Genomic DNA, 24,848 nt, shown 5'->3' with positions numbered 1-24,848 from the left:
CGCTTACAGCGTGATGCCGAGGATGGCGCAGGCGGCTGCCAGCTGGCGCTGTGCATCGGCCAGCGTGGCACCGGTGAAAGTGACATGGCCCATCTTGCGGCCACGGCGCGCTTCCGCCTTGCCGTACAGGTGCAGGTGCGCACCGGGCAGTGCCAGCACCTGATCCCAGGCCGGTTCGCGCTGGGCGTCCGTGTCATCCTCGTACCAGACATCGCCGAGGATGTTCAGCATCACCGAGGGCGAATGCTGGCGCGTATCGCCCAGCGGCAGGCGCGCCATGGCGCGGGCTTGCTGTTCGAACTGGCTGGTGACGCAGGCATCGATGGTGTAGTGGCCGCTGTTGTGTGGACGCGGGGCCATCTCGTTGACCACCAGTGCACCATCGTCCAGCACGAAGAATTCGATACAGAGCACACCGACGTAGTGCATCGCGCCGATGATCTGCAAAGCCGCCTGCTGCGCACGCGCAGCGGCATCGGCCTTGATGTTGGGACCGGGCACGGTGGTGGTGAAGAGGATGCCATCGCGATGCACGTTCTCGGCAATCGGATAGACCACGGCCTGGCCGTCATGACCACGCGCCACCAGCACCGAGACTTCATAGGCCAGCGGCAGCATCTTTTCCAGCACGCAGGTCACGCCCTTCATGGCGGCGAAAGCGGCACGCACTTCATCGATGGTGCGCACGCGCACCTGGCCCTTGCCGTCATAACCCATGCGGGCCGTCTTGAGGATGCCCGGCAGCAGCTTGGCATCGAGGCCATCGATATCAGCCTCGCTGTTGATCACCAGGTGCGGGGCCGGCAGCACGCCGGACTGCGATCCGCATTCGGTAAAGAAGGCCTTCTCGGCAGTGCGGTCCTGCGCAATCGAGACGCCGGAAGCCGCCGGTGCCACGAAGGTCTGTGCCGCCAGCGTGGCCAGGCTCTTGGCCGAGACGTTCTCGAACTCGGTCGTGATGGCCGCACACAGCGCCCCCAGTTCGGCCAGCGCCGCACCGTCGTCGTAGGCGGCGTTGATGAGGCGGTCCGCCACCTGCCCGGCCGGGCAGTCGGCATCGGCTTCCAGCACGGCGACCTTGAAGCCCATGCTCTGCGCCGCGTGGGCGAACATGCGGCCGAGCTGGCCACCGCCCATCACGCCCAGCCAGGTGGCCGGCGTGGTCGAGGGAACGGCGGGACGAAGGGTGGAGGCGGACTGCTGGGTCATACAGGCAACTTCATGTCGAGGGCGACTTGCGTCTGGGTCTTGCGGAAGGCTTCCAGCTTTTCAGCCAGGGCCGCGTCAGTGGTGGCCAGCATGGCGATGGCCGACAGCGCCGCATTGGCGGCACCGGCTTCACCGATGGCATAGGTGGCCACCGGAATACCCTTGGGCATCTGCACGATGGACAACAGCGAATCCTCGCCACGCAGATACTTCGAAGGCACCGGCACACCCAGCACCGGCACGATGGTCTTGGCAGCGATCATGCCCGGCAGGTGCGCGGCACCGCCGGCACCGGCGATGATGGCGCGCAGGCCGCGCGTGCGAGCGCTCTCGGCGTAGGCGAACATCTGGTCCGGCATGCGGTGCGCGGAGATCACCTGGGCTTCGAAGGGCACGCCAAAGTCCTTCAGGATGGCGACCGCATTCTGCATCACCTCCCAGTCGGAGGACGAACCCATGACCACGCCGATCAACGGTTTGACAGTATCGTTCATGTCCGGTCCTCGTCAGTCCTTGAGCTTCTCGCCGGTCAGGCGTTCCAGCGCCTCGCGGTACTTGGCACCGGTCTTTTCGATCACATCGGCCGGAAGCGCCGGTGCCGGCGGGGTCTTCTGCCAGCCCTCGACGGTTTCCAGGTAATCGCGCACGAACTGCTTGTCGAAGGACGGCGGCGAGATGCCGACCTGGTAGCTGTCCGCCGGCCAGAAGCGCGAAGAGTCTGCCGTCAGCACTTCATCCATCAGGTGCAGCACGCCGTTGTCATCCAGGCCGAATTCGAACTTGGTATCGGCGATGATGATGCCGCGCGTGGCCGCGTAGTCAGCGGCTTCCTTGTAGAGCTGGATGGCGACGTCGCGGATCTTGTGCGCCAGTTCGGTGCCAATGCGCTTTTCGGTTTCTTCGAAGCTGATGTTTTCGTCGTGTTCGCCCAGGTCGGCCTTGGCGGCCGGGGTGAAGATCGGCTGTTCCAGCTTGGAAGCCTGCTGCAGGCCGGCCGGCAGCTTGATGCCGCAGATCGCACCGGTGGCCTGGTAATCCTTCCAGCCGGAACCGATGATGTAGCCGCGCACCACGGCTTCCACCAGGATCGGTTTCAGGCGCTTGGCCACCACGGCGCGTCCGCGCACCTGCTCCACTTCGGCCGGGCTCACCACGGACTCGGGATCGACGCCGGTCAGGTGATTGGGCACGATATGGCCCAGCTTCTCGAACCAGAAATCGCTCATCTGGTTCAGGACCTTGCCCTTGCCGGGGATCGGTTCGTTCATGATGACATCGAAGGCCGACAGGCGATCGGTGGTCACGATCAACAGCTTGTCGTCGCCGACGGCGTAGTTTTCGCGGACCTTGCCTGTGCCCAGCAGCGGCAGGGAAGTGATCGAGGATTTGTAGAGACTGCTCATGGTGGTCTTCTCGTAAAGTCAAAAACCGGAACCGCCATTTTCAGGGCGATTCCGGTCGGTGGGGCCTTGCGTCCGGCGTAGGCCGTTCAGCGGCTTGCGTGCTTACTGGACGATCTGTGCCAGTTCGCCGCTCTTGTACTTCTCGGCGATCTTTTCCAGCGAGACCGGCTTGATCTTGCCCGCCTGGCCTTCGCAGCCGAAGGACAGGAAACGTGCCTTGCAGACCAGCTTGGCGGCTTCGCGGGCAGGCTTGAGGTAGTCGCGCGGGTCGAACTTGGACGGGTTCTCGAACAGGTAGCGGCGGATCGCACCGGTCATGGCCAGACGGATGTCGGTGTCGATGTTGATCTTGCGCACGCCGTGCTTGATGCCTTCCTGGATTTCTTCGACCGGCACGCCGTAGGTTTCCTTCATGTCACCGCCGAATTCGCGGATCTCGGCCAGCAGTTCCTGCGGCACCGACGAAGAACCGTGCATCACCAGGTGGGTGTTGGGGATGCGGGCGTGGATTTCCTTGATGCGATCGATGGCCAGGATGTCGCCGGTGGGCTTGCGCGAGAACTTGTAGGCGCCGTGCGAAGTACCGATGGCGATGGCCAGCGCGTCGCACTGGGTGGCCTTGACGAAGTCGGCAGCCTGGTTGACGTCGGTCAGCAGCTGTTCACGGGTCATGGTGCCGTCAGCGCCGTGGCCGTCTTCCTTGTCGCCCTTCATGGTTTCCAGCGAACCCAGCACGCCCAGTTCGGCTTCGACCGTCACGCCGATGGCGTGCGAGAACTCGACCACCTTGCGCGAGACTTCGACGTTGTACTCGTAGCTGGCCACGGTCTTGCCGTCGGCTTCCAGCGAGCCATCCATCATCACGGAAGAGAAACCGGACTTGATGGCCGCCATGCAGACCGCCGGCGACTGGCCGTGGTCCTGGTGCATCACCACGGGGATGTGCGGATAGGCTTCCACGGCCGCCGAGATCAGGTGGCGCAGGAAGGCTTCACCCGCGTACTTGCGGGCACCGGCGGAGGCTTGCATGATCACGGGCGCGCCGACTTCATTGGCGGCTTCCATGATGGCAGTGACCTGCTCCAGGTTGTTGACGTTGAACGCCGGCAGGCCGTAACCGTTTTCGGCGGCATGGTCCAGCAGTTGACGCATGGATACGAGAGGCATGATGAAAACTCCAGAACGATGAAAAATCAGTACTCGCCAACGCGCAGAATCTTCAGCGCATTGGTGCCGCCGACCTGGCCGATGGGCTCGCCCCAGGTCACGACGATCAGGTCACCCTTCTGCACCACGCCTTGCGCCAGCAGCAGATCCTGGGCGCCCTTCAACATGGCTTCGGTGTCGGGCGCCTGGGCCAGTTCCAGCGTATGCACGTTGCGGAACAGCGAAGCCTTGCGGCGCGTGGCGACATTGGGGGTGATCGCAAAGATCGGGATATCGATGTTGTGACGGCTCATCCACAGCGCCGTCGAACCGGATTCGGTGAGCGCGGCGATGGCCTTCACGCGCAGGTGGTGCGCGGTAAAGAGCGCGCCATAAGCGATGGACTGGTCCACGCGGGTAAAGCGCAGGTTCAGGAAATCGGCGTCCAGCTGCACGTTCTCGGAGCGCTCGGCTTCCAGGCAGATGGCCGACATGGCTTCCACGGTTTCCACCGGATACTTGCCGGAGGCGGTCTCGGCCGAGGTCATCACGGCGTCGGTGCCATCCAGCACGGCGTTGGCCACGTCCGACACTTCGGCGCGGGTCGGCACGGCGTTGACGATCATGGACTCCATCATCTGGGTCGCGGTGATGGTCAGCTTGTTGGAGGCGCGCGCCATCTTGATCATGCGCTTCTGCAAACCCGGCACGGCGGCATTGCCCACTTCCACGGCCAGGTCGCCACGGGCCACCATGATGCCATCGGAGGCATCCAGGATTTCCTGCAGCAGCGGGATGGCTTCGGCGCGCTCGATCTTGGCGATCATCATCGGCTTGTGGCCGAAAGGCTCACCGGCCACGTTGGACAACTGGCGCGCCATTTCCATGTCGGTGGCGTTCTTGGGGAAGGACACGGCGACGTAATCGGCCTGGAAGCTCATGGCGGTCTTGATGTCGTCCATGTCCTTGGCGGTCAGGGCCGGTGCGGACAGGCCGCCGCCCTGGCGGTTGATGCCCTTGTTGTTGGACAGCTCGCCACCGATCTTGACCACGGTGTGGATCTCGTTGCCCATCACGCGTTCGACCTTCAGCACGATCAGGCCGTCGTTCAACAACAGCACGTCGTTGCCCTTCAGGTCGCGCGGCAATGCCTTGTAGTCCAGGCCCACCCGTTCCTGATTGCCCATCTGGCAATCGGAATCGAGGATGAACTTGTCGCCGTTGGCCAGCATGATCTTGCCATTCTCGAACTTGCCCACGCGGATCTTGGGACCTTGCAGGTCGGCCATGATGGCGACCTTCTTGCCGCATTCGTCGGCCACTTCGCGCACCAGGGTGGCGCGGTCGATGTGGTCCTGCGGCTTGCCGTGCGAGAAATTGAGACGCACGACGTCAACGCCGGCGCGGATCATGCGGGTCAAAGTGTCACGGTCGCTGGAAGCGGGACCGATGGTGGCGACGATTTTTGTTGCTCTGGACATGAATACCTTCTGGTTGCGACTTGGTGATAGAAGCCCGCTGCCCGGCCCGATGCAGGGCCGATCAGGCGGAGAGCTTCCGCCCCGAACGCGCGTCTCGGACGCGTTCATCATTGGTGGTGCTACAGACTCAGAATTCGGATGGAACAGCCGGGCGCTGCGCACGGCAACAGGGCGCAGCGCCGGTGACGCTTACTGCGCGCGTTGCAGCAGGATCTCGACAGCCGGCAGGGTCTTGCCTTCCAGGAATTCCAGGAAAGCGCCACCACCGGTGGAGATGTAGCCGACCTTGTCGGCAATGTTGTACTTGGCAATGGCGGCCAGGGTATCGCCGCCACCGGCGATCGAGAAGCCGGACGATGCCGCGATGGCCTTGGCCAGGGTTTCGGTGCCACGGCCGAACTGGTCGAACTCGAACACGCCCACCGGGCCGTTCCAGACGATGGTGCCGGCGCGGCCGAGCTGTTCAGCCAGGACGGCAGCGGTCTGGGGGCCGATGTCGAAGATCATGTCGTCGTCAGCCACATCGGCAGCCGCCTTCACGGTGGCTGCAGCGGTCGGGGAGAATTCCTTGCCCACCACGACGTCCGTGGGGATAGGTACCGAAGCGCCGCGCTTGGCCATCAGTTCGATGATGGCCTTGGCGTCTTCCACCAGGTCCGGCTCGGCCAGGGACTTGCCGATCTTCAGGCCGGCCGCCAGCATGAAGGTATTGGCGATGCCGCCACCGACGATGAGGTTGTCGACCTTCTCGGCCAGGGTCTTCAGGATGGTCAGCTTGGTGGAGACTTTGGAACCGGCCACGATGGCCACCAGCGGACGGGCCGGCTGGTTCAGGGCCTTGCCCAAGGCGTCCAGCTCGGCGGCCAGCAGCGGGCCGGCGCAAGCGACGGGCGCAAACTTGGCCACGCCGTAGGTGGTGGCTTCGGCGCGGTGCGCGGTACCGAAGGCGTCATTGACGTAGATATCGCAGAGCTTGGCGATCTTTTGCGCCAACTCGTCGCTGTTCTTCTTTTCGCCCTTGTTCAGACGGCAGTTTTCCAGCAGCACGACCTGGCCAGGCTGCACGTCCACGCCATCGACCCAATCGGCGACCAGCTTGACTTCACTTCCCAGCAGCTCGGAGAGGCGCTTGGCCACGGGGGCCAGCGAATCTTCGGGCTTGAACTCGCCTTCGGTCGGACGGCCCAGGTGCGAGGTCACCATCACTGCAGCGCCTGCCTGCTGGGCATCGCGAATGGCCGGGACCGAAGCGCGAATGCGGGTATCTTCGGTGATGTTGCCGGCATCATCCTGCGGGACGTTCAGATCGGCACGGATGAAGACGCGTTTGCCTTGCAATTGCTTGGCGGAAATCAAATCGCTCAGTCGGTTGAATTTCATAGGGTGGAATTCGAAGAAGGGGGCGAAAAACGCCGTATTTTACTCCAGCCTGACCCGCTCCTGACGGCTTTTTGGCAGCCTCAACAACATCCGGAGCGCATCCTGGCGCTCTGCGCGAAACTTCATAGCAACCAGCGCAGCAGTGTAAAGAGTGACATTCCTGCCACAATAGTTCCCAAAAGATGACGCGTTGCCGCAAAGAAAACGCCGGCACCGATGCCGGCCAGCAACTTCGGGTTGGCCAGGCTCATCTCGATGGCCCCGCCTGACGTCACCAGATCCGGGAAGATGATGGCCGCCATGGCCGCTGCCGGCGCATAGCTCAAGGCATGCTTGACGCGCGGCGGCAGCTTGACCGCATGGCCAAACAGGAAGAATCCGCTGCGGGTCACCACCGTGGAGATGGTCAGCAGCACGATGGCGCCCCAGACATACCAGTCGCTCATGCCGTGGCCTCTGCATCGCCGTCACTGCCGCTGCCGGGCAGCAGCTTGTCGGCCAGCATCGCCGCCGCCATGCCCAGCACCATGGCCAGCAGCAGGCCCAGCCGGTACGGCAGGTCCAGCGCCAGCACCGCCACCGTACCCGACACCACCACCCCGGCCAGAGCCGGCAGACTGCTGGTCATGGGGATCATCACGGCGATCAGGGCCAGGGTGCCGGCAAAGCCGATATTCCAGCTTTCCGGAATCTGGCTGCCGAGCAGGATGCCGATGGTCGCACCAAGCTGCCAGGCGACCCAACCCGGATAGCAGATCGCTGCGAAATAACCGATCTTGCCGGCAGGTTGATGAAAAGTAGAGGGAGGATAGCGCTGCGGGAAGAAGGCCATCGAGATATCGCCATTGAAGAAGCCATACCAGACCCGGCGATACCAAGGCAGATGCTCGAAATGCGGTGCCACGGCCGCCGAGAAGATCACGAAGCGCAGGTTGACGATCATGGCAGTGAAGAACACCACCAGCAGCGGCACCCCGGCCGCCAGCAGGGGCAGCGCCGCGAACTGGGCCGACCCGGCATAGACCAGCAGGCTCATGCCCAGCGACTGGTAGATCGTCAGCCCCGACTTGACCATGGCCATGCCCGAGACCATGCCCCAGGCCAGCACGGCCGGAATGGTCGAGGCACTGGCGCGCCAGCCTTCCTGGAAGGCTTCCTTCTCGATGCGGCGGGCAGCGTCAGGGTCGTGCGCGGGGGGATTGCTCCCGGCCCCTGATCGGTCCTCGCCTGTCTCCTTCTGCATTGTTCTTCCGTGGCGATTGAAGAAGCGGCCGGCCGCAAAGGGTCGGCGCGCGTGATGTTTATGCATTTTCACTCAGTCTTTTCATTCTACAGATGAAAGTTTTTACTCGCGTGAATCCGCTAAAATGGTGCTCTTTGTTCAGTTCGATTTGTCAGAACGGAACAATCCATTTCGGGAAGTTTGCAATCACCGCACACAGGGAGACCACCATGTCCATGGCTGACCGCGACGGCAAGATCTGGAAGGACGGCGCGCTGATCGATTGGCGAGACGCCACCATTCACGTACTGACCCACACCCTGCACTACGGCATGGGTGTCTTCGAAGGCGTGCGCGCCTACAAGACCCCGGAAGGCACGGCCATTTTCCGCCTGAAGGAACATACCCAGCGTCTGTTCAACTCGGCCAAGATCTTCCAGATGGAAGTGCCGTTCGACCAGGCCACCCTGGCCGAGGCGCAGTGCCAGGTGGTGCGCGAGAACAAGCTGGAATCCTGCTACATCCGCCCGCTGATCTGGATCGGCTCGGAGAAGCTGGGCGTGTCCGCCAAGGGCAACCAGATCCACGTGGCCATTGCAGCCTGGCCGTGGGGGGCCTACCTGGGCGAGGACGGGATCAACAAGGGCATCCGTGTGAAGACCTCTTCCTTCACCCGCCACCACGTCAACGTCTCGCTGGTGCGCGCCAAGGCCAGCGGCTACTACATCAATTCCATCCTGGCCAACCAGGAAGCGCTGGCCGATGGCTACGACGAAGCCCTGCTACTGGACACGGAAGGTTATGTCTCCGAAGGCTCGGGTGAAAATGTCTTCATCGTCAAGAACGGCAAGATCTATACTCCCGACCTGGCCTCCTGCCTGGATGGCATTACCCGCGACGCCGTGCTGACCATGGCGCGCGACCTGGGCATCGAGGTCATCGAAAAACGCATCACCCGCGACGAGATGTATTGCGCCGATGAAGCTTTCTTCACCGGTACCGCCGCCGAGGTCACGCCGATCCGCGAACTGGATCGCCGCGTCATCGGCAACGGTGGCCGTGGCCCCATCACCGAGAAGCTGCAGACCCTGTTCTTCGACGTGGTCTCGGGGCGGGCACCGCAGTACAAGCACTGGCTCACGCTGGTGTGAGGCGCGGCCGGATCAGCGCAGATTTTCACGTATCAACTTCAGTCAATTGCAAGCAACGGAGAACAAGATGAGCCAAGCTCAAGCATCGCAGGGCGTGATCCTGCTCGAAGGCAAGGACCTGCCGGCCCACTGCCCCAACCCCAGCATGTCGGCCTGGAACTCGCACCCGCGCGTGTTCCTGGAACTGGACGCGCACGGCGCGGCCAAATGTCCGTACTGCGGTACCCAGTACCAGCTCAAACCCGGTACCGTGGTCAAAGGCCACTAACATCGAGCTTTCGCACCAGACACGAGAGGGCCCACAAGGCCCTCTTTTCATCTGATCCGGAGATTGTCATGCCCCGCAACAAACTGATCCATGGTTCGCCCGATGAAATCGAAGCTGCCTACTACGACGCCTTGGCCCGTGCCGACCTGGACGCGCTGATGGACCTGTGGGCCGATGACGAGGAAATCGTCTGCATCCACCCCGGCGCACAACGCCTGGTCGGCCACGCGGATATCCGCGCCGTATGGGAAGACATCCTTTCCAACGGCGGCCTGCACATCCGCCCGCGCCAGTTGCACGCCACCCAGAACATGATGACCGCCGTGCACAGCGTGGTGGAAGACATCGACCACGGCGGCGACCCGCAACAGGATGTGCACGTCATCGCCACCAACGTCTACCTCAAGACCGCCTTGGGCTGGCGCATGGTGATGCACCACGCCTCGGTCGCACCCGGCGCGGCACCGGTGGAACCGGTGATCAGCGGGGCCATGCTGCATTGACGGCGGCCTGATTTATCCACAGGCGCTTGCGCCATCCGATTCCGAGCAAGGCTGCATCATGCTTTACGTCCCGCCCCGCTGGCTTCCCGGCGGCCATCTCCAGACCATCTATCCGTCCACCTTCCTGCCCAAGCCGAAGGTGGCGTTCCGGCGCGAGCGCTGGGAAGCGCCCGATGGCGATTTCATCGACATCGATTTCGTCGACGGCCAGCCGGGACGGCCGCTGCTGGTGCTGTTCCACGGGCTGGAAGGCTCGTCCGACAGCCACTACAGCCGCGCGCTCATGGCCGAGGTGCAGCGGCGTGGCTGGCATGGGGCGATTCCGCACTTTCGCGGCTGCTCGGGGGAGATCAACCTGGCGCCGCGCTTCTATCACTCAGGCGACACCGCCGAGCTGGACTGGATCATCCGCCGCCTCAAGCTGCGCCAGCAGGATCTGGCGGCCACGCACCTGTATGCCTGCGGCGTCTCGCTGGGTGCCAATGCCCTGCTGCGCTGGCTGGGCGAATCCCAACATGAGGCGGAGATCGTCGATGCCGCCTGCGCGGTGTCTGCCCCGCTGGACCTGGCCGGAGGCGGTGCGGCGCTGGCCAGCGGCTTCAACCGGCTCTATACCTGGGTGTTCCTGCGCACCATGCGGCCCAAGTGCCTGGCCAAGCTGGACCAGTTCCCGGGCCTGTTCGACCGCGAGGCCCTGCTGTCGGCGCGCGATCTCTATGCCTTCGACAACGTGGTCACCGCGCCCCTGCACGGCTATCGCAATACCGACGATTATTGGGACCGCGCCAGCGCCAAGCACATCCTGCACGACATCAGCGTGCCCACGCTGGTATTGAATGCGCAGAATGATCCCTTCCTGCCGGCGCGCCACCTGCCGCGCTCGGCGGCACCGGAAGTGGTGCTGGAATATCCCGAACAGGGCGGCCATGTCGGCTTTGCCGCAGGCGGGCCGCCGGGCAGCCTGGCGTGGCTGCCGCAGCGGCTGCTGCATTTCCTGGAAGGTAAAGCGGAAGGCGCCTTCGTGGCCCGCGCGGAGTTGGCCCATGGATGAGATCGTCCGCCAGGCCATGGCCCGTTGGCCCAACGTGCCGTACTGCTTCGGCTGGCTGCGGCTGGATGCGCGCGGCCAATGGCGCATGCGCGACGAACGGGCACAGCAACTGGCGTTGCCGGGCGACCCCATCCGCCACCCTGCCCTGCTGGCCTTCATCGACCGCAACTACGCCTGCGACGATAGCGGCCGCTGGTACTTCCAGAACGGGCCGCAGCGGGTGTACGTGGATCTGGAGTGGATGCCGCATATCCTGCGGACCCAGCCGGGAGAGGGTGCGCTTGTTCCCTCCCTCGTCCTGCATACCCAGGCCGCGGTGGAACAAGTCGATGCCGCCTGGATGGATGAGCGCGGGCGACTCTACCTGCGCAGCGGCGAGATCGTTGCCGGTGTCGATGACCGCGATCTGGCCACCCTGCTGCCCTGCCTGCATCATGCCGGTCAAGCAGATGAAGAGGCCCTGCTACGCTGGCTGGAGGGCGCTGAGGATTTGACACTTTCCTTCACCTGGAACGGGCAGGACCTTCCGCTGCAGCGCATCGCCAGCGATCAACTGGAACAAACTTTCAGATTCGTCTGTAGCCCCCGTCCCGCCTGACTTTCCGGCGGGCAGGGGTCAGCGGTCTTTGAGCTCCTTCTGCTCATCCTTCCAGCGCGCCTTCCATTCGCGCTCGCGCGCATCGATCTGTGACTGGTCGTAGAAAGTCGCATCCGGTGCCTTGCGCGCAATCCCCAACTGATCGATGGCCGCCAGCAGGCTGCCGTTGAGTGCATAGGATTCGGCCAGCGCCAAATGCTGCAGGGCCTGCTTGCCCTGCGCTGCGTAGACCTTGGCCAGCAGCTGCTGCACCTGGGCATCCGAACGATACAGCTGTGCCTGGTCGCGCAGGTAGCCCACGGCCTGGTCGTAGCGGTTGGCGGCGATCAGGGCATCGGCGTACTGGCGCGCGACGCTGCGCGAGATCGGGTACTGCTGGCGCATGCTCTCCGCCACCTGCAGCGCCTGCTGGGTCTGCTTGCGGGCGATCTTGATGTCGATGTCGAGGCTGCCGAAGAAGATGCCGGTCTTCATCGGGATGGCCGCTTCCTGGGCCTCCTTCAATGCGGCCTCGGCCTGCTCGAAGCGGTTCTGGCGGTAGTAGGCGAAAGCCAGGCCATACTTGGCGGCGGCCGTCATCAGCTTGGTATTGCCTTTGGCCTGGTCGGTGAATTTGGCGACGTTGTCGCGCAGGCCCTGCACGCTGTCATTCTGCAAGACCTGGGTACGGGCGCGCGCCAGCTGGAATTCCGGGTTGTCCACGCGCTGCTTGTAGCGCTGGTCGCGGATGCGGGCCTGGATGTCGGCGATACGCTCGGTGGTCAGCGGGTGCGTCATCAGGTAAGGCGGCACGGCATCGCTGTAATTGCGCGAGGCCGTCTGCAAGCGCCCGAAGAAGGTCACCATACCCGACGGATCGAAGCCGCCATCACGCATGATCTGCAGGCCGATGCGGTCGGCTTCGCGTTCGGCATCGCGGCTGAAATTGAGCTGGCGCTGCACGGCCAGGCCGGTGCCGCCCATCATGGTGGCCATGGCGGCATCGCCCCCGGCCTTGGACACCCCCGCCAGCGCGCCCAGCACGATGGCCGCCAGCTGGATCATGGAATTCTGCTTCTGCTGGCCCAGCATGCGGGCGATGTGACGCTGCGCCACGTGGCCGATTTCGTGCGACATCACGCCGGCCAGTTCGGATTCGGACTGCGCCGCCAGCACCAGGCCGCTGTTGACCCCGATGAAGCCGCCCGGCAGCGCGAAGGCGTTGAGCATGGGATCGCGCACCATGAAGAACTGGAAATCGAAGCCGGCCTCGCCGCGTACCTCAGGGTGGATGGAGACCAGGTTCTGGCCGAAATTGTTGAGGTATTCCGAGATCGGGCCATCGTCGACATAATCGCGGTCGGTGCGGATGTCGCGCATGATTTCTTCGCCCAGCTTGCGCTCCATCAGCGGCGAGAGCCCTTCGCGTTCGGTATCGCCCAGGGTCGGCAGGCCTTGCGCCACGCCGGGATGCGGCAACAGCGTCAAGGGAGCGGCCGGCAGCAGCAGGAAGGTGGCACTGAGCGCACGCATGAGCAGGCGGCGCAGGGGGCGGCGGGAAAGTTCAGGAACGGTTCGTTGCATGGACCCAGTCATCGATGGCAGACACATGGTGAAAGCAAGACAGCGGCGGCGGTGCAGGCGGTGCACAGCTCGGCGCTGGCGGCAAGCCGCAGGCTGCCTGCTATGATACCCGCTCCTTTCCCTTCATTTCATCATCAGCGAACCAGCATGAGCACATCCGGCGACTCCGCGCCCAACGGCGGCCTCACCCATTTCGACCAGGGCGGACAAGCGCACATGGTCGATGTCGGCGGCAAGAACGAGACCCATCGCGTGGCGCTGGCCACCGGCGTGATCCGCATGCAGCCGGCCACCTTGGCCATCATCGAATCGGGCACGGCCAAGAAGGGCGACGTGCTGGGCATCGCCCGCATCGCCGCCATCATGGCGGCCAAGCGCACGGGCGACCTGATCCCGCTGTGCCATCCGCTGGCCCTGACGCATGTGTCGGTGGAGTTCGAGACCGATGCCGCCAGCTCTTCCGTGCGCTGTACCGCGCGGGTGGAAACCTTCGGCAAGACCGGGGTGGAGATGGAAGCGCTGACGGCCGTGCAGGTCGGGCTGCTGACCGTCTACGACATGAGCAAGGCGGTCGACAAGACCATGGTCATGACCGATATCTGCGTGACCGAAAAGCGCGGCGGCAAGAGCGACATCAGCATGGCGCGCCCTTGAGGCAGGAAGCTGCGGCAAATTCGCTGTGGACAAGACAAATCAAAAATGACAAACGCGCCCGAGGGCGCGTTTTTTCATGCTGCATCCGCTGCGGCTACCGCAGATCAGCCGCGGCAGTTGGCCGGTGCAAACTTGGCCGGAAGCGTACCGGCAACGAAGCCGGTATTGGCCGTCGCCCCTTCGGGCGTGGCCGCCTGCTTCACATCCTTGGCAGCGCATTGCCACTGGATGGTACCGGAGGTGATGGTGGGGGTGAGCGTGAGCGTACCGCCGTCGCCCACACGCGGGCTGTAAGTGATGGTGATGACACCGCCCACGCCGCGCTTTTCCATCGGCGAGACTTCGATCTTGCTGACGTTGTCGGTCGGGGTGAAGGCCGGCAGGCCCAGTTGCGCCACCGTGAAGACGCCGTTGTTGGAGCTGATCTGCTCGGTCACGGCCAGCTTGTAGGGCTCGGCCAGGTTGAAGCCTTCCGAGACGCGCGCGCGGGCGATGTAGTCCTGGTATTGCGAGGCGCCCAGCATCGCAAGAATGCCGACGATGGCCAGCGTGACCATCAGTTCGAGCAGGGTGAAGCCTTGTTGGGGGCGACGGGTGACGACGGGTTTCATGGGATCCTCGTAAAAATGAAAAGGGCGTTGCCAGTATCGGCAGCGCCGGTCATGCGTACCAGCGAAAAAATTGCAAAGCTATCAGGTTTGTCGTGCTGCGGCGCTGACCTGGCTCAAGCATGGCCGGGTATCGGGCGCGGCGGCACCGGTTCTGGTCTGCAGCGTATTGGCCATCCCCATGGCCTGCACGCGCCTTTGCCGCTCAGGCGGCCGTTTTCTGGCGCTCCTGCTTCCGGCGCTTGAGCGTCAGGCCGGTCAGCACCACACCGAGCGCACCGACCAGGCCGGGCAGGCTCAGGTGCACCGCAGCGCCCGGCAACACGAATTCGGTGTCGCCAATGAAGCCCTCGATCCAGCCCTGTACCGCGACATCGCTGAAGATCATGCCACCGGCGATGTAGCCCAGCAAGGCTGCACCCAGGGTGACGATGACCGGGAATTTTTCCATCAGCTTGAGCACCAGGGTACTGCCCCAGACGATGATGGGAATGCTGACCACGATGCCGAACACCACCAGCAGCAGCTGGTGCTCACCGGCCGCTTGTTCGGCGGCGCTGGCGATGGCGATCACGTTGTCCAGGCTCATCACCAGGTCCGCCACGATCACGGTCTTGACGGCGCCCCACAGGCGGTCGCTGCCGTTGATGTCGGTGTGCTCATCGTCTTCGTTGAGCAGCTTGATGCCAATCCACAGCAACAGGATGCCACCGATCAGCTTGAGGAATGGCAACTGCAGCATCGTCACGGCGAAGGCGATCAGGGCGATGCGGATGCCGATCGCACCCACCGTGCCCCAGACGATGCCCTTCATGCGCAGCTTGTCGGGCAGGTTACGGCAGGCCAGGGCAATGACGATGGCATTGTCGCCACCGAGCAGGATATCGATCAGGATGATCTGCGCCACGGCGACCCAGTTCAGGTTGGCCAGGAATTCCATGCATGTCCTCTTGGAAAAACAGCGCCTCGGATCGGGCGCATGGCTGGAAGACCGCGTTATGCGCGGTTAGTGCCTCCCATCGGGACGGCTTGCCAGAAATGACATGGGGAGCCGGAGCTCCCCATGCTGGTCTTGCGGTACTGCTTTACTGCCGTGGCTGAGTGAGTCAGCCCGTGGTCAATTACAGCACCGACTTCAGCAGACGGCCCATTTCGGACGGGTTGCGGGTGACCTTGATGCCGCACTCTTCCATGATGGCCAGCTTGGCTTCAGCGGTGTCAGCACCACCGGAGATCAGGGCACCTGCGTGGCCCATGCGCTTGCCCGGGGGCGCGGTCACGCCGGCGATGAAGCCAACCACCGGCTTCTTCATGTTGTCCTTGATCCAGCGTGCAGCGTTGGCTTCGTCAGGACCACCGATTTCACCGATCATGATGACGGCGTCGGTGTCCGGATCGTCGTTGAAGGCCTTCATGACGTCGATGTGCTTCAGACCGTTGATCGGGTCGCCACCGATACCGACGGCGGAGGACTGGCCCAGGCCCAGGGCGGTCAGCTGGCCCACGGCTTCATAGGTCAGGGTGCCCGAGCGGGAAACCACGCCGATGCGGCCCTTCTTGTGGATGTGGCCGGGCATGATGCCGATCTTGATTTCGTCCGGGGTGATCAGGCCGGGGCAGTTCGGGCCCAGCAGCAGGGTCTTGGAACCGGCCTTGGCCATGCGGTCCTTCAGGGCCAGCATGTCACGCACGGGGATGCCTTCGGTGATGCAGATGGCCAGGTCCAGCTCGGCTTCGACGGCTTCCCAGATGGCAGCAGCAGCGCCGGCGGGCGGCACGTAGATCACGGAGACGGTGGCGCCGGTGGCGTTCTTGGCTTCGGTGACGTTGGCATAGATGGGGATGCCTTCGAAGTCTTCACCGGCCTTCTTCGGGTTCACGCCTGCGACGAAGGCATTCTTGCCATTCGCGTAGTCGCGGCACATGCGGGTGTGGAACTGGCCGGTCTTGCCGGTGATACCTTGGGTGATGACCTTGGTGTCTTTGTTGATGAGGATCGACATTTCTCTTCCTTGACTGTGATGCCTGCGCCGCGGGCGGCGCCTGGGCTGCAATCGCTTGCAGCCGGCGGCTCGCGCCGCGCAGGCTTGCGTGTTGGGTTACTTACTTGGCAGCTGCCACGACCTTTTGGGCGGCTTCTTCCATGGAATCGGCCGAGATGATCGGCAGACCGGAATCGGCCAACAGCTTCTTGCCCAGGTCTTCGTTGGTGCCCTTCATGCGGACCACCAGGGGCACCTTCAGCGAGACGGCCTTGGAAGCCGCGATCACGCCTTCGGCGATCACGTCACAGCGCATGATGCCGCCGAAGATGTTGACCAGGATGGCCTTCAGTTCGGGGTTCTTCAGCATGATCTTGAAGGCTTCGGTGACCTTCTCGGTGGTGGCACCGCCGCCCACGTCCAGGAAGTTGGCCGGCTCGCCGCCGAACAGCTTGATGGTGTCCATGGTGGCCATGGCCAGGCCGGCACCGTTGACCAGGCAGCCGATGTTGCCGTCCAGGGAGATGTAGGCCAGGTCGAACTTGGAGGCTTCGACTTCAGCCGGATCTTCTTCGTCCAGGTCGCGGTAGGCGACGATTTCCGGGTGGCGGAACAGGGCGTTGGAGTCGAAGTTGAACTTGGCGTCCAGGGCGATGACCTTGCCGTCGCCGGTCAGGATCAGGGGGTTGATTTCAGCCAGGGAAGCGTCGGTTTCCCAGTAAGCCTTGTACAGGCCTTGCAGGTTCTGGCGAGCGGCCGGGATCGATTCGGCAGGCACGCCGATCTTGGCAGCCACGTCGTCGGCTTGGGCGTCGGTCAGGCCATCGATCGGGTCGATGATGACGTTGTGGATCTTTTCCGGGTTGCTGTGGGCAACTTCTTCGATGTCCATGCCGCCTTCGCTGGAGGCCATCAGCACGACCTTCTGCGAGACGCGGTCGGTGACCAGGGAAACGTACAGTTCCTTCTTGATGTCCGCGCCTTCTTCGATCAGCAGGCGACGCACCTTCTGGCCTTCAGCGCCGGTCTGGTGGGTGATCAGCTGCATGCCCATGATCTGGTTGGCGTATTCCTTGACCTGCTCGATGGACTTGGCCACCTTCACGCCACCGCCCTTGCCGCGGCCGCCTGCATGGATCTGGGCCTTGACGACCCACACCGGGCCGCCCAGCTTCTGGGCAGCCGCTTCGACTTCGTCGACCGACATGCAAGGAATGCCGCGCGGCACGGTTACGCCGAACTGGCGCAGGATTTCTTTACCCTGATACTCATGGATTTTCATGGGAGCTTCCCTTTAGACACTGAATGAATGAAACTTGCCGGATTGAAATTCGGAAGCCGGCATTGAGCCGGCCGACCAGAAAGCAGACTGCAACCCGCAGGCGGGGGTCGCATCCGTTGCCGGATGGAGTCGGGCGCAGGCGTGAGCTGCGCGGGTTGCGAGTGAATTCGTCGAATTGGGCATATGCATGCCGTCTGCTTTAGTTGGTCTGATAGTCGAAACGCACCAGCTTGCGCCGAAGCGTTCGCATTATCCATTCCTGCTCCTGACGTGGGCCTTGCACCGTTGCGCCGTTTTAACAAACCGGCAACACGCGGTATCTCCTCAGGCTTGCGCGCCGCAGCAAAAACTTCCGAATTCTAGCACACGACAAACGGCCTGTTGGCCGGTAGCGCTAACACCGGGCGCAATGCGCAGGAATTACCATCGGGCAGGACAAGGCCGCACGCCGGTGGGAGATTTCGAGGAAAGCGCGGGAAAAATGTGCTTGGCCGGGCCGGCCCTGCTGGATGCAGCTTGGGTTCAGGCGGATTCTTCGTCGTCGGCCCAAGCGGTCTGGAAGGCTTCGCGGATGCTGCGATGGGAAAAACCACGCTGCTGGAGGAAGCGCATCTGTTTGGCGCGGGTCTCGGCATCCTCGGGCGGTGCGGCGTACTTGCGGCGCAGCACCTGCGCGGCACGCTCGCCCTCCCCGGCGGCCAGATCGGCCTTCAGTTCGGCGATGGCTTCACCTTCAATGCCATGGCCGTGAAGTTCGGAGATGATGCGCTGATTGCCGTAGCGCGCCGAGCGGCGATGCACGAGCGATTCGGAAAAACGTTCCTGGGAAAGAAAACGGGACTGCTCCAGCCATTGCAGGAGCTCTTCGATGTCATCGCCCTCTTGCGCGTAAGGGGCAAGCTTACGCGCAAGTTCCTGGCGACTATGCTCACGTGAAGAGAGATATTTGAGCGCCCTTGCTTTCAGGCTGATCGGCGGTCTTGGCATGTTGCGAACTTGCTGTACTGCGGTATTGCCTCCCCCTGAGACCGCCAACACAGCACGGCACCAGCGAGATAAACAAGCCACCATCACGACACCCAGGGCTCAGGCAAACCCTGTCGCCGCGATGGCGCTTGAATCCTTTAAGCGCGGATTCAGGAAGCCTTGGCTTCCGCTTCGCCGCCGGCCAGTTCCGGCACGCCCAGGGCGACACGGACCTTGTTCTCGATCTCGCGGGCCAGTTCCGGATGTTCCTTCAGGTAGTTACGGGCATTGTCCTTGCCCTGGCCGATGCGCTCGCCGTTGTAGCTGTACCAGGCACCGGACTTCTCGACCACCTTGTGTTCCGAACCCAAGTCCAGGATCTCGCCTTCGCGGGAAGTGCCTTCGCCATACAGGATGTCGAAGTGGGCTTCGCGGAACGGGGGCGCAACCTTGTTCTTGACGACCTTGACCTTGGTTTCGCTGCCGATGACTTCATCACCCGACTTGATCGAACCGGTACGGCGGATGTCCAGGCGCACGGAAGCGTAGAACTTCAGCGCGTTACCGCCGGTAGTGGTTTCCGGGTTGCCGAACATGACACCGATCTTCATGCGGATCTGGTTGATGAAGATCACGGTGGTGTTGGTGCGGTTGATGCTGCCGGTGAGCTTGCGCAGCGCCTGCGACATCAGGCGGGCTTGCAGGCCGGGCAGGGAATCGCCCATGTCGCCTTCGATTTCAGCCTTGGGGGTCAGCGCGGCCACGGAGTCGACCACGATCAGGTCCACCGCACCGGAGCGCACCAGGGCGTCGCAGATTTCGAGAGCTTGTTCGCCGGTGTCGGGCTGCGAGATCAGCAGGTCGTTCAGGTTCACGCCCAGCTTTTGCGCGTAGGTGACATCCAGCGCGTGCTCGGCGTCGATGAAGGCGCAGGTGCCGCCCAGCTTCTGCATTTCGGCAATCGATTGCAGGGTCAGGGTGGTCTTGCCCGAGGATTCGGGACCGTAGATTTCGATGACGCGACCACGCGGCAGGCCGCCGATGCCCAGCGCGATGTCCAGGCCCAGGGAGCCGGTGGACACGGACTGGATTTCCTCAGCGATGACGCCATCTTCCATGCGCATCACCGAGCCCTTGCCAAACTGCTTTTCAATCTGTGCCAACGCGGCGGCCAGCGCCTTGCTCTTTTCAGAGTTGTTCGCAGCTTTTTTGTCGTCCATAAATCTCTCTCGGCAAAATGTCGTGAAGACGGGTGTCAGGGGGAGTCTTGCTGATGTTGCTTGAATGTTGCTTGGATCTTGCTCGCGGTGGCTGGCCATCGCTGGCAGGCCGCGGGTGTTGCCCGGGGGGCAGTGGATGACCGCCCCGATAGAGCGATACTGTATAAAAAAACAGTGCTTAGTGCAAGCGTTTTTGTCGGCCCAAATTCCATCCGTGGGCGAAAACCACAATTATACGAGAGGCAGACCTTCCAAAAACTTCATAAATCGCAGAGGAATGATGCATGGAAGGAAAAAAAACGGCACACTCGCGAGTTGGGGGGAATAATTCGTCAGCAATGGCCAAATTGGTATCAATAGTCGTCATCTAGCACGATATTGCGCCGCGGCAATTATTCGGCCCACGGCATTCCGCAATCCCGAACAGATCGCCTTACAGATCGCTTTACAGACCGTTCTCATGAGTTTAGTGCCCTTCAGCCACATCAGCGCCCTGCGCTGCCTGGTCATCGACGACATGCCGACGATGCGCCAGAACATCCGCATGCACCTCGGGCAGCTCGGCGTGACCAAGGTCGACCAGGCTGCCACGCCCGATGAAGCCATCCGCTTCGTGCAGTCCGGCACCTATGACCTGATCATCTGCGACTACAACCTCAACAAGGAAAGCAACGGCCAGCAGCTGCTGGAGTTCTTCCGCACCCAGAACATGCTCTCGCCGACCTGCATGTTCATCATGGTGACGGCCGAGAGCGGCTACAACCTGGTGGCCAGCGCCGCCGAGTTCCAGCCCGACGCCTACATGTTGAAGCCGCTGACGGCCAGCCGCATCGCCGAACGCGTGGACCGCCTGCTGGAAAAGCAGCACGCCATGCTGCCGGTGACCGAGAAGATGAAGCGCAAGGACATCACCGGCGCCATCATCGAATGCGACAACGTGCTCAAGTCGGCGCCCAAGTGGATCGTCGAGATCATGAAGACCAAGGGCACGCTGCTGATCGAACAGCGCCGCATCGACGAAGCGCGCGAGGTCTACAAGCAGGCCCTGGCCATGCGCGACGACCTGGTATGGGCCAAGATCGGCCTGGCCCGCTGCAACATCGTGGCCGGCCAGATGGATGATGCGCGCGTGATCGTGCAAGACGTACTGGCGCAGAACAAGCAGTTCATCGCCGCCTACGACCTGATGGCGCAGATCGACGAAGCCCAGGGCAACCAGGAAGGCGCGCTGGAGGCGCTGACCAAGTCCTCCGAGATCATTCCTTCGGCGCGCCGCAGCCGCCTGGTGGGCGACGTGGCCTACCGCAGCGGCCATCTCGACCAGGCGCGCGAGGCCTATGACAAGGTGCTGAAGCACACCAAGGGTTCGCTCACCGCGCAACCGACCGACCTGCTCTCGCTGGCCCAGGTGCACATCGACAGCGGCGATCCGGATGCCGCGCTGCGTTTGCTGGAAAGCGCGCCGCGCCGCTACGAGGAATCCAACCTCTTCGTCTCCGCGCAGGCCGCCGTGCAGGCCCAGGCCTACGTCCAGCTGGGCGACACCATCTCGGCCCAGCAAGCCTTCGAGACGGCCCGCCAGGCGGCCGGCAAGGAAGCCTCGGACACCGCCACCCTGGCGCTGGCCAAGGCCGCCTTCTCGATGGGCAAGGATGAGGAAGGTGCCAAGCTGATCGCCGAAGCGGTCAAGTCCGACCACGAGAACAAGACCCTGCAGATGCTGGCGCGCAAGGTGCTGGCCGATACCGGCCGGGCCAACCTGGCCGAGGAGCTCATCGACGGTGCCGTCAAGCACTGCATGAGCATCATCGCCGAAGCCAATGCCCTCATGCGCAGCGCCAAGCCCGACGAGTCGCTGGCGCGGCTGGAAGAGGCGCTGGCCAGCATGCCGGAGAACACCGGCGTGCTGCTGGCGGCCGCCCAGCTGCATCTGCTGTGGATGAGCCAGCGCGGCTGGAACGAAGAATACGTCAAGCGCGTGCGCCGCTACCTGGCCACCCTGGACCGCCTGATTCCCGGCAACGATAGAGTCGCGAAGATGCACAAATTCCTGCGCGACACCCTGACCAAAGTAGCCCCGAAGAGCTGACCATGGATCCCAAGCTTGCCGCGATCATCATTCACGACATCAAAAACTCCCTGGGCGTGCTGGAGGGGGAATTGCGCCGCCTGTCCGACGACGTGCCGCGCGTGCAGCAGGCCCATGTCACCTGCCTGGCCCTGCAGGAAAAGCTGATCGCCTTCCTGACCCTCTACAAGGCCGATTCCCAGGGCCTGCGCGCGCAGGTCGAGGCGGTCTCGCCGCTGGACTTCCTCGATGCCCTGGTGCGCGAGCACGGCGTCTCCCGCAGCAACGACATCGCCCTGCAGGTGGACGAAACCGACATGCCGGTGATCGGCTTCTTCGATGAACACCTGGTGGCGCTGGCGCTGGAAGCGGCGCTGCAGAATGCCAGCCGCTTTGCACGATCGCAGATCGCACTGGGCTGCCGCAAGCATCCGGAAGGCGGCGTGATCTTCACGGTGCGCGACGATGGCCCCGGCATCGGCACCCAGGAAAAGAAGCCGTCCACCGGATTGGGCATGGACCTGTGCAATGCCATTGCCACCGCCCACAACAAGGAGACCCGGCATGGCGAAGCGCGCCTGTCCAATCATCCGGATGGTGGTGCGCTGTTCGAGCTGTGCCTGCCGTAAATCGATGAGGCGCGTACGGAGACGCATCTTCTCCGTGGCCTCATCGTCCTCCTCGTCCTCCTCGTCCTCCTCTCTCTGCCTGGCCGGTCTGCCGCTCCTGCAGAGGACTACATGACTGAACGGCCGCATCCCGTCTCCTCTACACAACTGCATCTGTACATCTCTGCATCTCTGCATCTCTGCATCTCTGCATGAGGACTTGATGGCCATCGGCCGCCATGGAATGCCCCCCGTTCGAGCCTGCGGCCACATGCGCCGCCCGCATATGCAAGCGCGAAAATAGTCGTTCTTCCGCCAGAGCTTCGTCCTTAGAGTGTCGGTTTGTCCCGCCTGTGCGGCCGGCCATGGCCGCGCTGCGCCACTTCGCGCGGGGCGATCCAACCTAGGGAGAACCCATTCATGCAACGCAGAGACTTCCTGCGCCTGGCCCCCGCCGCGCTCGGCGCTACCGTACTGGGCAGCGCGCCCCTGCTGGCGCGTGCCGCACAGCCGCCCAAGACCATCCGCCTGGACTATGCCTACTACTCGCCGCCCAGCCTGGTGCTGCGCAAGTTCGGCTGGCTGGAGGAAGACCTCAAGGCACAAGGCACGGAAGTCAAATGGGTTCTCAGCGCCGGCAGCAACCGCGCGCTCGAATATCTCAACAGCGACAGCGTGGACTTCGGCAGCACCGCCGGCCTGGCCGCCCTGCTGGCGCGGGCCAATGGCAATCCGGTCAAGGCGGTCTACATCTATTCGCGTCCGGAATGGACGGCGCTGGCGGTGGGCAAGGAGTCGACGGTGAAGTCCATCACCGAACTCAAGGGCAAGAAGATCGCCGCCACCAAGGGCACCGATCCATATCTCTTCCTGCTGCGCGCACTGCATGAGAATGGCCTCAAGAAGAGCGACGTCGAGATCGTCCACCTGCAGCACGCCGATGGCCGCGCCGCACTGGAACAGGGCCGCGTGGCCGCGTGGGCCGGGCTCGATCCCCATCTGGCGGCCAGCGAACTGGAAGCCGGATCGCGCCTGATCTACCGCAACGTCAACTTCAACACCTACGGTTTCCTCAACGTCAGCGACACGTTCGCCGCCCGTCATCCGGTCCAGGTCAAGCGCGTGCTCGCCGCCTATGAACGTGCGCGCAGCTGGATCATCGCCCATCCCGACGAGACCGTTGCCTTGCTGTCGGAAGAGTCCAGGCTGTCGGCCCCGGTGGCGCGCCTGCAACTGAAGCGCAACGATTTTTCGCAGCCGCAGATCGGCCGCGAACATATCGAAGCGCTGCGCGCAGCCTCGCCCATCCTGCTGGAAGAAGACCTGGTCAAGAGCGGCACCGACCTGCCGCGCACCATCAATGCCTTGATCGATCCCAGCTATGCGCAGGGCGTGGTGAAGGCCTGAGGCCATGGCTGATCCCATCCCGCTTCCGGCCACGCTGCAGGCCACGCCCCAGCTGGACGGCGCCAAGCCGCCCGTGGCGCGCGCGGCCACCCCGCGCCGTCGGGGCTGGCCGCATGACGATGGCTATCGTCCGGGGCGCTTCACCGGCTGGATCATTCCTGTGCTGTTCCTGCTGGCGGTAGAAGCCGGTGCGCGGCTGGATTGGATTCCCGCGCGCCTGCTGCCACCGCCCAGCGAGCTGGCACACACCCTGTGGTCACTGGCGCAACGCGGTGAATTGCTGCCGCATATCGCTGCCAGCCTGGCCCGCGTGGCTTCCGGCTTCGTGATCGGCAGCGTGCTGGCGGTTGCCCTGGGCCTGCTGGTCGGCATCAGCCGCCGCGCCGAAGCCCTGCTGGAACCCAGTTTCCAGGCGCTGCGCGCCATCCCGAGCCTGGCCTGGATTCCGCTCCTGCTGCTGTGGCTGGGCATCGACGAAACGCCCAAGGTGGTGTTGATTGCCATCGGTACGTTTTTCCCGGTGTACCTGAATCTGGTGGCCGGCATTCGTGACATCGACCACAAGCTGATCGAAGTCGGCACCAGCTCCGGCCTCAGCACCGGCGAACTGATCCGGCACATCCTGCTGCCAGCCTCCCTGCCCTACCTGTTTGCCGGCCTGCGCGGCGGACTGAGCCTGGCGTGGATGTTCCTGGTGGCGGCCGAACTGATCGCCGCCACCAAGGGCGTGGGCTACCTGCTCTCGGACGGGCGCGAAAGCAGCCGGCCCGACCTGGTGCTGTGCGCGATCCTGATCCTGGCCCTGCTGGGCAAAGTCAGCGACAGCCTGTTGCGCGCCGTCGAACAGAAAAGCCTGGGCTGGCGCGACGCGCGGCGTCGATCACACGGCAAGACCGCATGACCATGGACGGACTGGATCAGATCACGCTGGTACTGCTGATCATCCTGGTGGTGGTGGCGCTGCTGTTTCCCTTGTCGGACGGACGTCTTCCCCGACGCAACCGGGATCGGGACCGCCCCGGCACTGCGCCGGACGAGCAATCTCAAAAGCGCCGCTGATGCGGTGCTTTTTTTATGG

At 63.4% G+C, this 24,848-nt stretch carries 26 protein-coding genes; 11 read left to right on the top strand and 15 right to left on the bottom strand.

Going from position 1 to position 24,848, the window contains the following annotated elements; all coding sequences use genetic code 11:
- Positions 1 to 3 precede the first annotated feature (3 nt).
- The 8 genes from E2K99_RS03715 to E2K99_RS03680 form a co-directional block, all read right to left on the bottom strand.
- Positions 4 to 1,209: a 5-(carboxyamino)imidazole ribonucleotide synthase gene (locus tag E2K99_RS03715; protein WP_134221378.1), complete on the bottom strand. Its 1,206-nt coding sequence runs from the start codon at positions 1,207 to 1,209 to the stop codon at positions 4 to 6.
- On the bottom strand, positions 1,206 to 1,703 hold the full coding sequence (gene purE / locus E2K99_RS03710; protein WP_034331809.1) for a 5-(carboxyamino)imidazole ribonucleotide mutase: 498 nt from the start codon (positions 1,701 to 1,703) through the stop codon (positions 1,206 to 1,208). The genes E2K99_RS03715 and purE overlap by 4 nt, the downstream gene beginning before the upstream one ends.
- Positions 1,704 to 1,715: 12 nt before the next feature.
- Entirely contained in the window at positions 1,716 to 2,612 is an 897-nt protein-coding gene (locus E2K99_RS03705; protein WP_134135463.1) for a phosphoribosylaminoimidazolesuccinocarboxamide synthase, read from the bottom strand.
- A 102-nt stretch (positions 2,613 to 2,714) separates the two neighbouring features.
- Positions 2,715 to 3,779, bottom strand: coding sequence for a class II fructose-bisphosphate aldolase (gene fba, locus E2K99_RS03700; protein ID WP_006461735.1), 1,065 nt, complete (start codon positions 3,777 to 3,779; stop codon positions 2,715 to 2,717).
- A gap of 26 nt (positions 3,780 to 3,805) precedes the next feature.
- On the bottom strand, positions 3,806 to 5,239 hold the full coding sequence (gene pyk / locus E2K99_RS03695; protein WP_034331813.1) for a pyruvate kinase: 1,434 nt from the start codon (positions 5,237 to 5,239) through the stop codon (positions 3,806 to 3,808).
- Positions 5,240 to 5,428: 189 nt separating this feature from the next.
- Entirely contained in the window at positions 5,429 to 6,619 is a 1,191-nt protein-coding gene (locus tag E2K99_RS03690) for a phosphoglycerate kinase (RefSeq protein WP_134221377.1), read from the bottom strand.
- Positions 6,620 to 6,741: 122 nt separating this feature from the next.
- Positions 6,742 to 7,065, bottom strand: coding sequence for an AzlD domain-containing protein (locus E2K99_RS03685; RefSeq protein WP_039789151.1), 324 nt, complete (start codon positions 7,063 to 7,065; stop codon positions 6,742 to 6,744).
- The gene (locus E2K99_RS03680; RefSeq protein WP_121043033.1) at positions 7,062 to 7,862 is read right to left on the bottom strand and encodes an AzlC family ABC transporter permease; all 801 of its coding nucleotides are present in this window, start codon (positions 7,860 to 7,862) and stop codon (positions 7,062 to 7,064) included. Before E2K99_RS03680 ends, E2K99_RS03685 begins: the two co-directional genes overlap by 4 nt.
- A 209-nt stretch (positions 7,863 to 8,071) precedes the next feature.
- On the opposite strand from E2K99_RS03680, the gene E2K99_RS03675 reads away from it, so the two are divergent.
- The 5 genes from E2K99_RS03675 (at position 8,072) to E2K99_RS03655 (ending at position 11,412) form a co-directional block, all read left to right on the top strand.
- Positions 8,072 to 8,992 (top strand): branched-chain amino acid transaminase, encoded by a 921-nt coding sequence (locus E2K99_RS03675; RefSeq protein WP_088754595.1) that lies wholly within the window; start codon positions 8,072 to 8,074, stop codon positions 8,990 to 8,992.
- 67 nt (positions 8,993 to 9,059) lie between these two features.
- Positions 9,060 to 9,260 (top strand): zinc-finger domain-containing protein, encoded by a 201-nt coding sequence (locus E2K99_RS03670; protein WP_008325571.1) that lies wholly within the window; start codon positions 9,060 to 9,062, stop codon positions 9,258 to 9,260.
- A gap of 68 nt (positions 9,261 to 9,328) precedes the next feature.
- A complete protein-coding gene (locus tag E2K99_RS03665) occupies positions 9,329 to 9,763 on the top strand; it encodes a YybH family protein (protein ID WP_121043029.1) in 435 nt (144 codons plus the stop codon).
- A gap of 58 nt (positions 9,764 to 9,821) precedes the next feature.
- Positions 9,822 to 10,814 (top strand): YheT family hydrolase, encoded by a 993-nt coding sequence (locus tag E2K99_RS03660; protein ID WP_134221376.1) that lies wholly within the window; start codon positions 9,822 to 9,824, stop codon positions 10,812 to 10,814.
- On the top strand, positions 10,807 to 11,412 hold the full coding sequence (locus tag E2K99_RS03655; RefSeq protein WP_134221375.1) for a DUF2946 family protein: 606 nt from the start codon (positions 10,807 to 10,809) through the stop codon (positions 11,410 to 11,412). The genes E2K99_RS03660 and E2K99_RS03655 overlap by 8 nt, the downstream gene beginning before the upstream one ends.
- 18 nt (positions 11,413 to 11,430) lie before the next feature.
- Here the strand turns inward: E2K99_RS03655 and E2K99_RS03650 are convergent, their stop codons facing one another.
- Positions 11,431 to 12,975: a M48 family metalloprotease gene (locus tag E2K99_RS03650; protein ID WP_134221374.1), complete on the bottom strand. Its 1,545-nt coding sequence runs from the start codon at positions 12,973 to 12,975 to the stop codon at positions 11,431 to 11,433.
- Positions 12,976 to 13,122: 147 nt separating this feature from the next.
- Between E2K99_RS03650 and moaC the strand changes: the two genes are divergently transcribed.
- Positions 13,123 to 13,629 (top strand): cyclic pyranopterin monophosphate synthase MoaC, encoded by a 507-nt coding sequence (gene moaC / locus E2K99_RS03645; protein ID WP_121043022.1) that lies wholly within the window; start codon positions 13,123 to 13,125, stop codon positions 13,627 to 13,629.
- A gap of 104 nt (positions 13,630 to 13,733) precedes the next feature.
- Here the strand turns inward: moaC and E2K99_RS03640 are convergent, their stop codons facing one another.
- The 6 genes from E2K99_RS03640 to recA all read right to left on the bottom strand — a co-directional run bounded on the left by E2K99_RS03640 (position 13,734) and on the right by recA (position 19,687).
- The gene (locus tag E2K99_RS03640) at positions 13,734 to 14,240 is read right to left on the bottom strand and encodes a pilin (RefSeq protein ID WP_039789165.1); all 507 of its coding nucleotides are present in this window, start codon (positions 14,238 to 14,240) and stop codon (positions 13,734 to 13,736) included.
- Between the two features lie 202 nt (positions 14,241 to 14,442).
- Entirely contained in the window at positions 14,443 to 15,177 is a 735-nt protein-coding gene (locus tag E2K99_RS03635) for a TerC family protein (protein ID WP_034341276.1), read from the bottom strand.
- A 181-nt stretch (positions 15,178 to 15,358) separates the two neighbouring features.
- Positions 15,359 to 16,240 carry a succinate--CoA ligase subunit alpha gene (gene sucD, locus E2K99_RS03630; protein WP_013232695.1) on the bottom strand — a complete coding sequence of 294 codons (882 nt, stop codon included), beginning with the start codon at positions 16,238 to 16,240 and terminating at the stop codon, positions 15,359 to 15,361.
- A 100-nt stretch (positions 16,241 to 16,340) separates the two neighbouring features.
- The gene (gene sucC / locus E2K99_RS03625; protein WP_034341272.1) at positions 16,341 to 17,501 is read right to left on the bottom strand and encodes an ADP-forming succinate--CoA ligase subunit beta; all 1,161 of its coding nucleotides are present in this window, start codon (positions 17,499 to 17,501) and stop codon (positions 16,341 to 16,343) included.
- A 522-nt stretch (positions 17,502 to 18,023) separates the two neighbouring features.
- Positions 18,024 to 18,488 carry a recombination regulator RecX gene (gene recX / locus E2K99_RS03620; RefSeq protein WP_121043014.1) on the bottom strand — a complete coding sequence of 155 codons (465 nt, stop codon included), beginning with the start codon at positions 18,486 to 18,488 and terminating at the stop codon, positions 18,024 to 18,026.
- A 149-nt stretch (positions 18,489 to 18,637) separates the two neighbouring features.
- Positions 18,638 to 19,687 carry a recombinase RecA gene (gene recA / locus E2K99_RS03615; protein WP_034341268.1) on the bottom strand — a complete coding sequence of 350 codons (1,050 nt, stop codon included), beginning with the start codon at positions 19,685 to 19,687 and terminating at the stop codon, positions 18,638 to 18,640.
- A gap of 460 nt (positions 19,688 to 20,147) precedes the next feature.
- Here recA and E2K99_RS03610 point away from each other — a divergent pair, with 460 nt between their 5' ends.
- From E2K99_RS03610 to E2K99_RS25415, 5 genes are all read left to right on the top strand, one after another.
- The gene (locus E2K99_RS03610) at positions 20,148 to 21,776 is read left to right on the top strand and encodes a response regulator (protein WP_121043012.1); all 1,629 of its coding nucleotides are present in this window, start codon (positions 20,148 to 20,150) and stop codon (positions 21,774 to 21,776) included.
- A gap of 2 nt (positions 21,777 to 21,778) precedes the next feature.
- Entirely contained in the window at positions 21,779 to 22,384 is a 606-nt protein-coding gene (locus E2K99_RS03605; RefSeq protein ID WP_039789179.1) for a sensor histidine kinase, read from the top strand.
- 399 nt (positions 22,385 to 22,783) lie between these two features.
- Positions 22,784 to 23,770, top strand: a complete 987-nt coding sequence (locus tag E2K99_RS03600; RefSeq protein ID WP_134221373.1) for an aliphatic sulfonate ABC transporter substrate-binding protein — start codon at positions 22,784 to 22,786, stop codon at positions 23,768 to 23,770.
- Between the two features lie 4 nt (positions 23,771 to 23,774).
- Positions 23,775 to 24,671 (top strand): ABC transporter permease, encoded by an 897-nt coding sequence (locus E2K99_RS03595; protein WP_134221372.1) that lies wholly within the window; start codon positions 23,775 to 23,777, stop codon positions 24,669 to 24,671.
- A complete protein-coding gene (locus E2K99_RS25415; protein WP_166675011.1) occupies positions 24,668 to 24,829 on the top strand; it encodes a hypothetical protein in 162 nt (53 codons plus the stop codon). Before E2K99_RS03595 ends, E2K99_RS25415 begins: the two co-directional genes overlap by 4 nt.
- The last annotated feature ends 19 nt before the right edge of the window (positions 24,830 to 24,848 follow it).

It is taken from the genome of Herbaspirillum huttiense (genome assembly GCF_004367745.1).
GTDB classification, from domain to species: Bacteria; Pseudomonadota; Gammaproteobacteria; order Burkholderiales; family Burkholderiaceae_D; genus Herbaspirillum; species Herbaspirillum huttiense.
The sequence above is the reverse complement of the archived record's forward strand: the minus strand, read 5'-3'. Positions and strand labels throughout refer to the sequence as shown.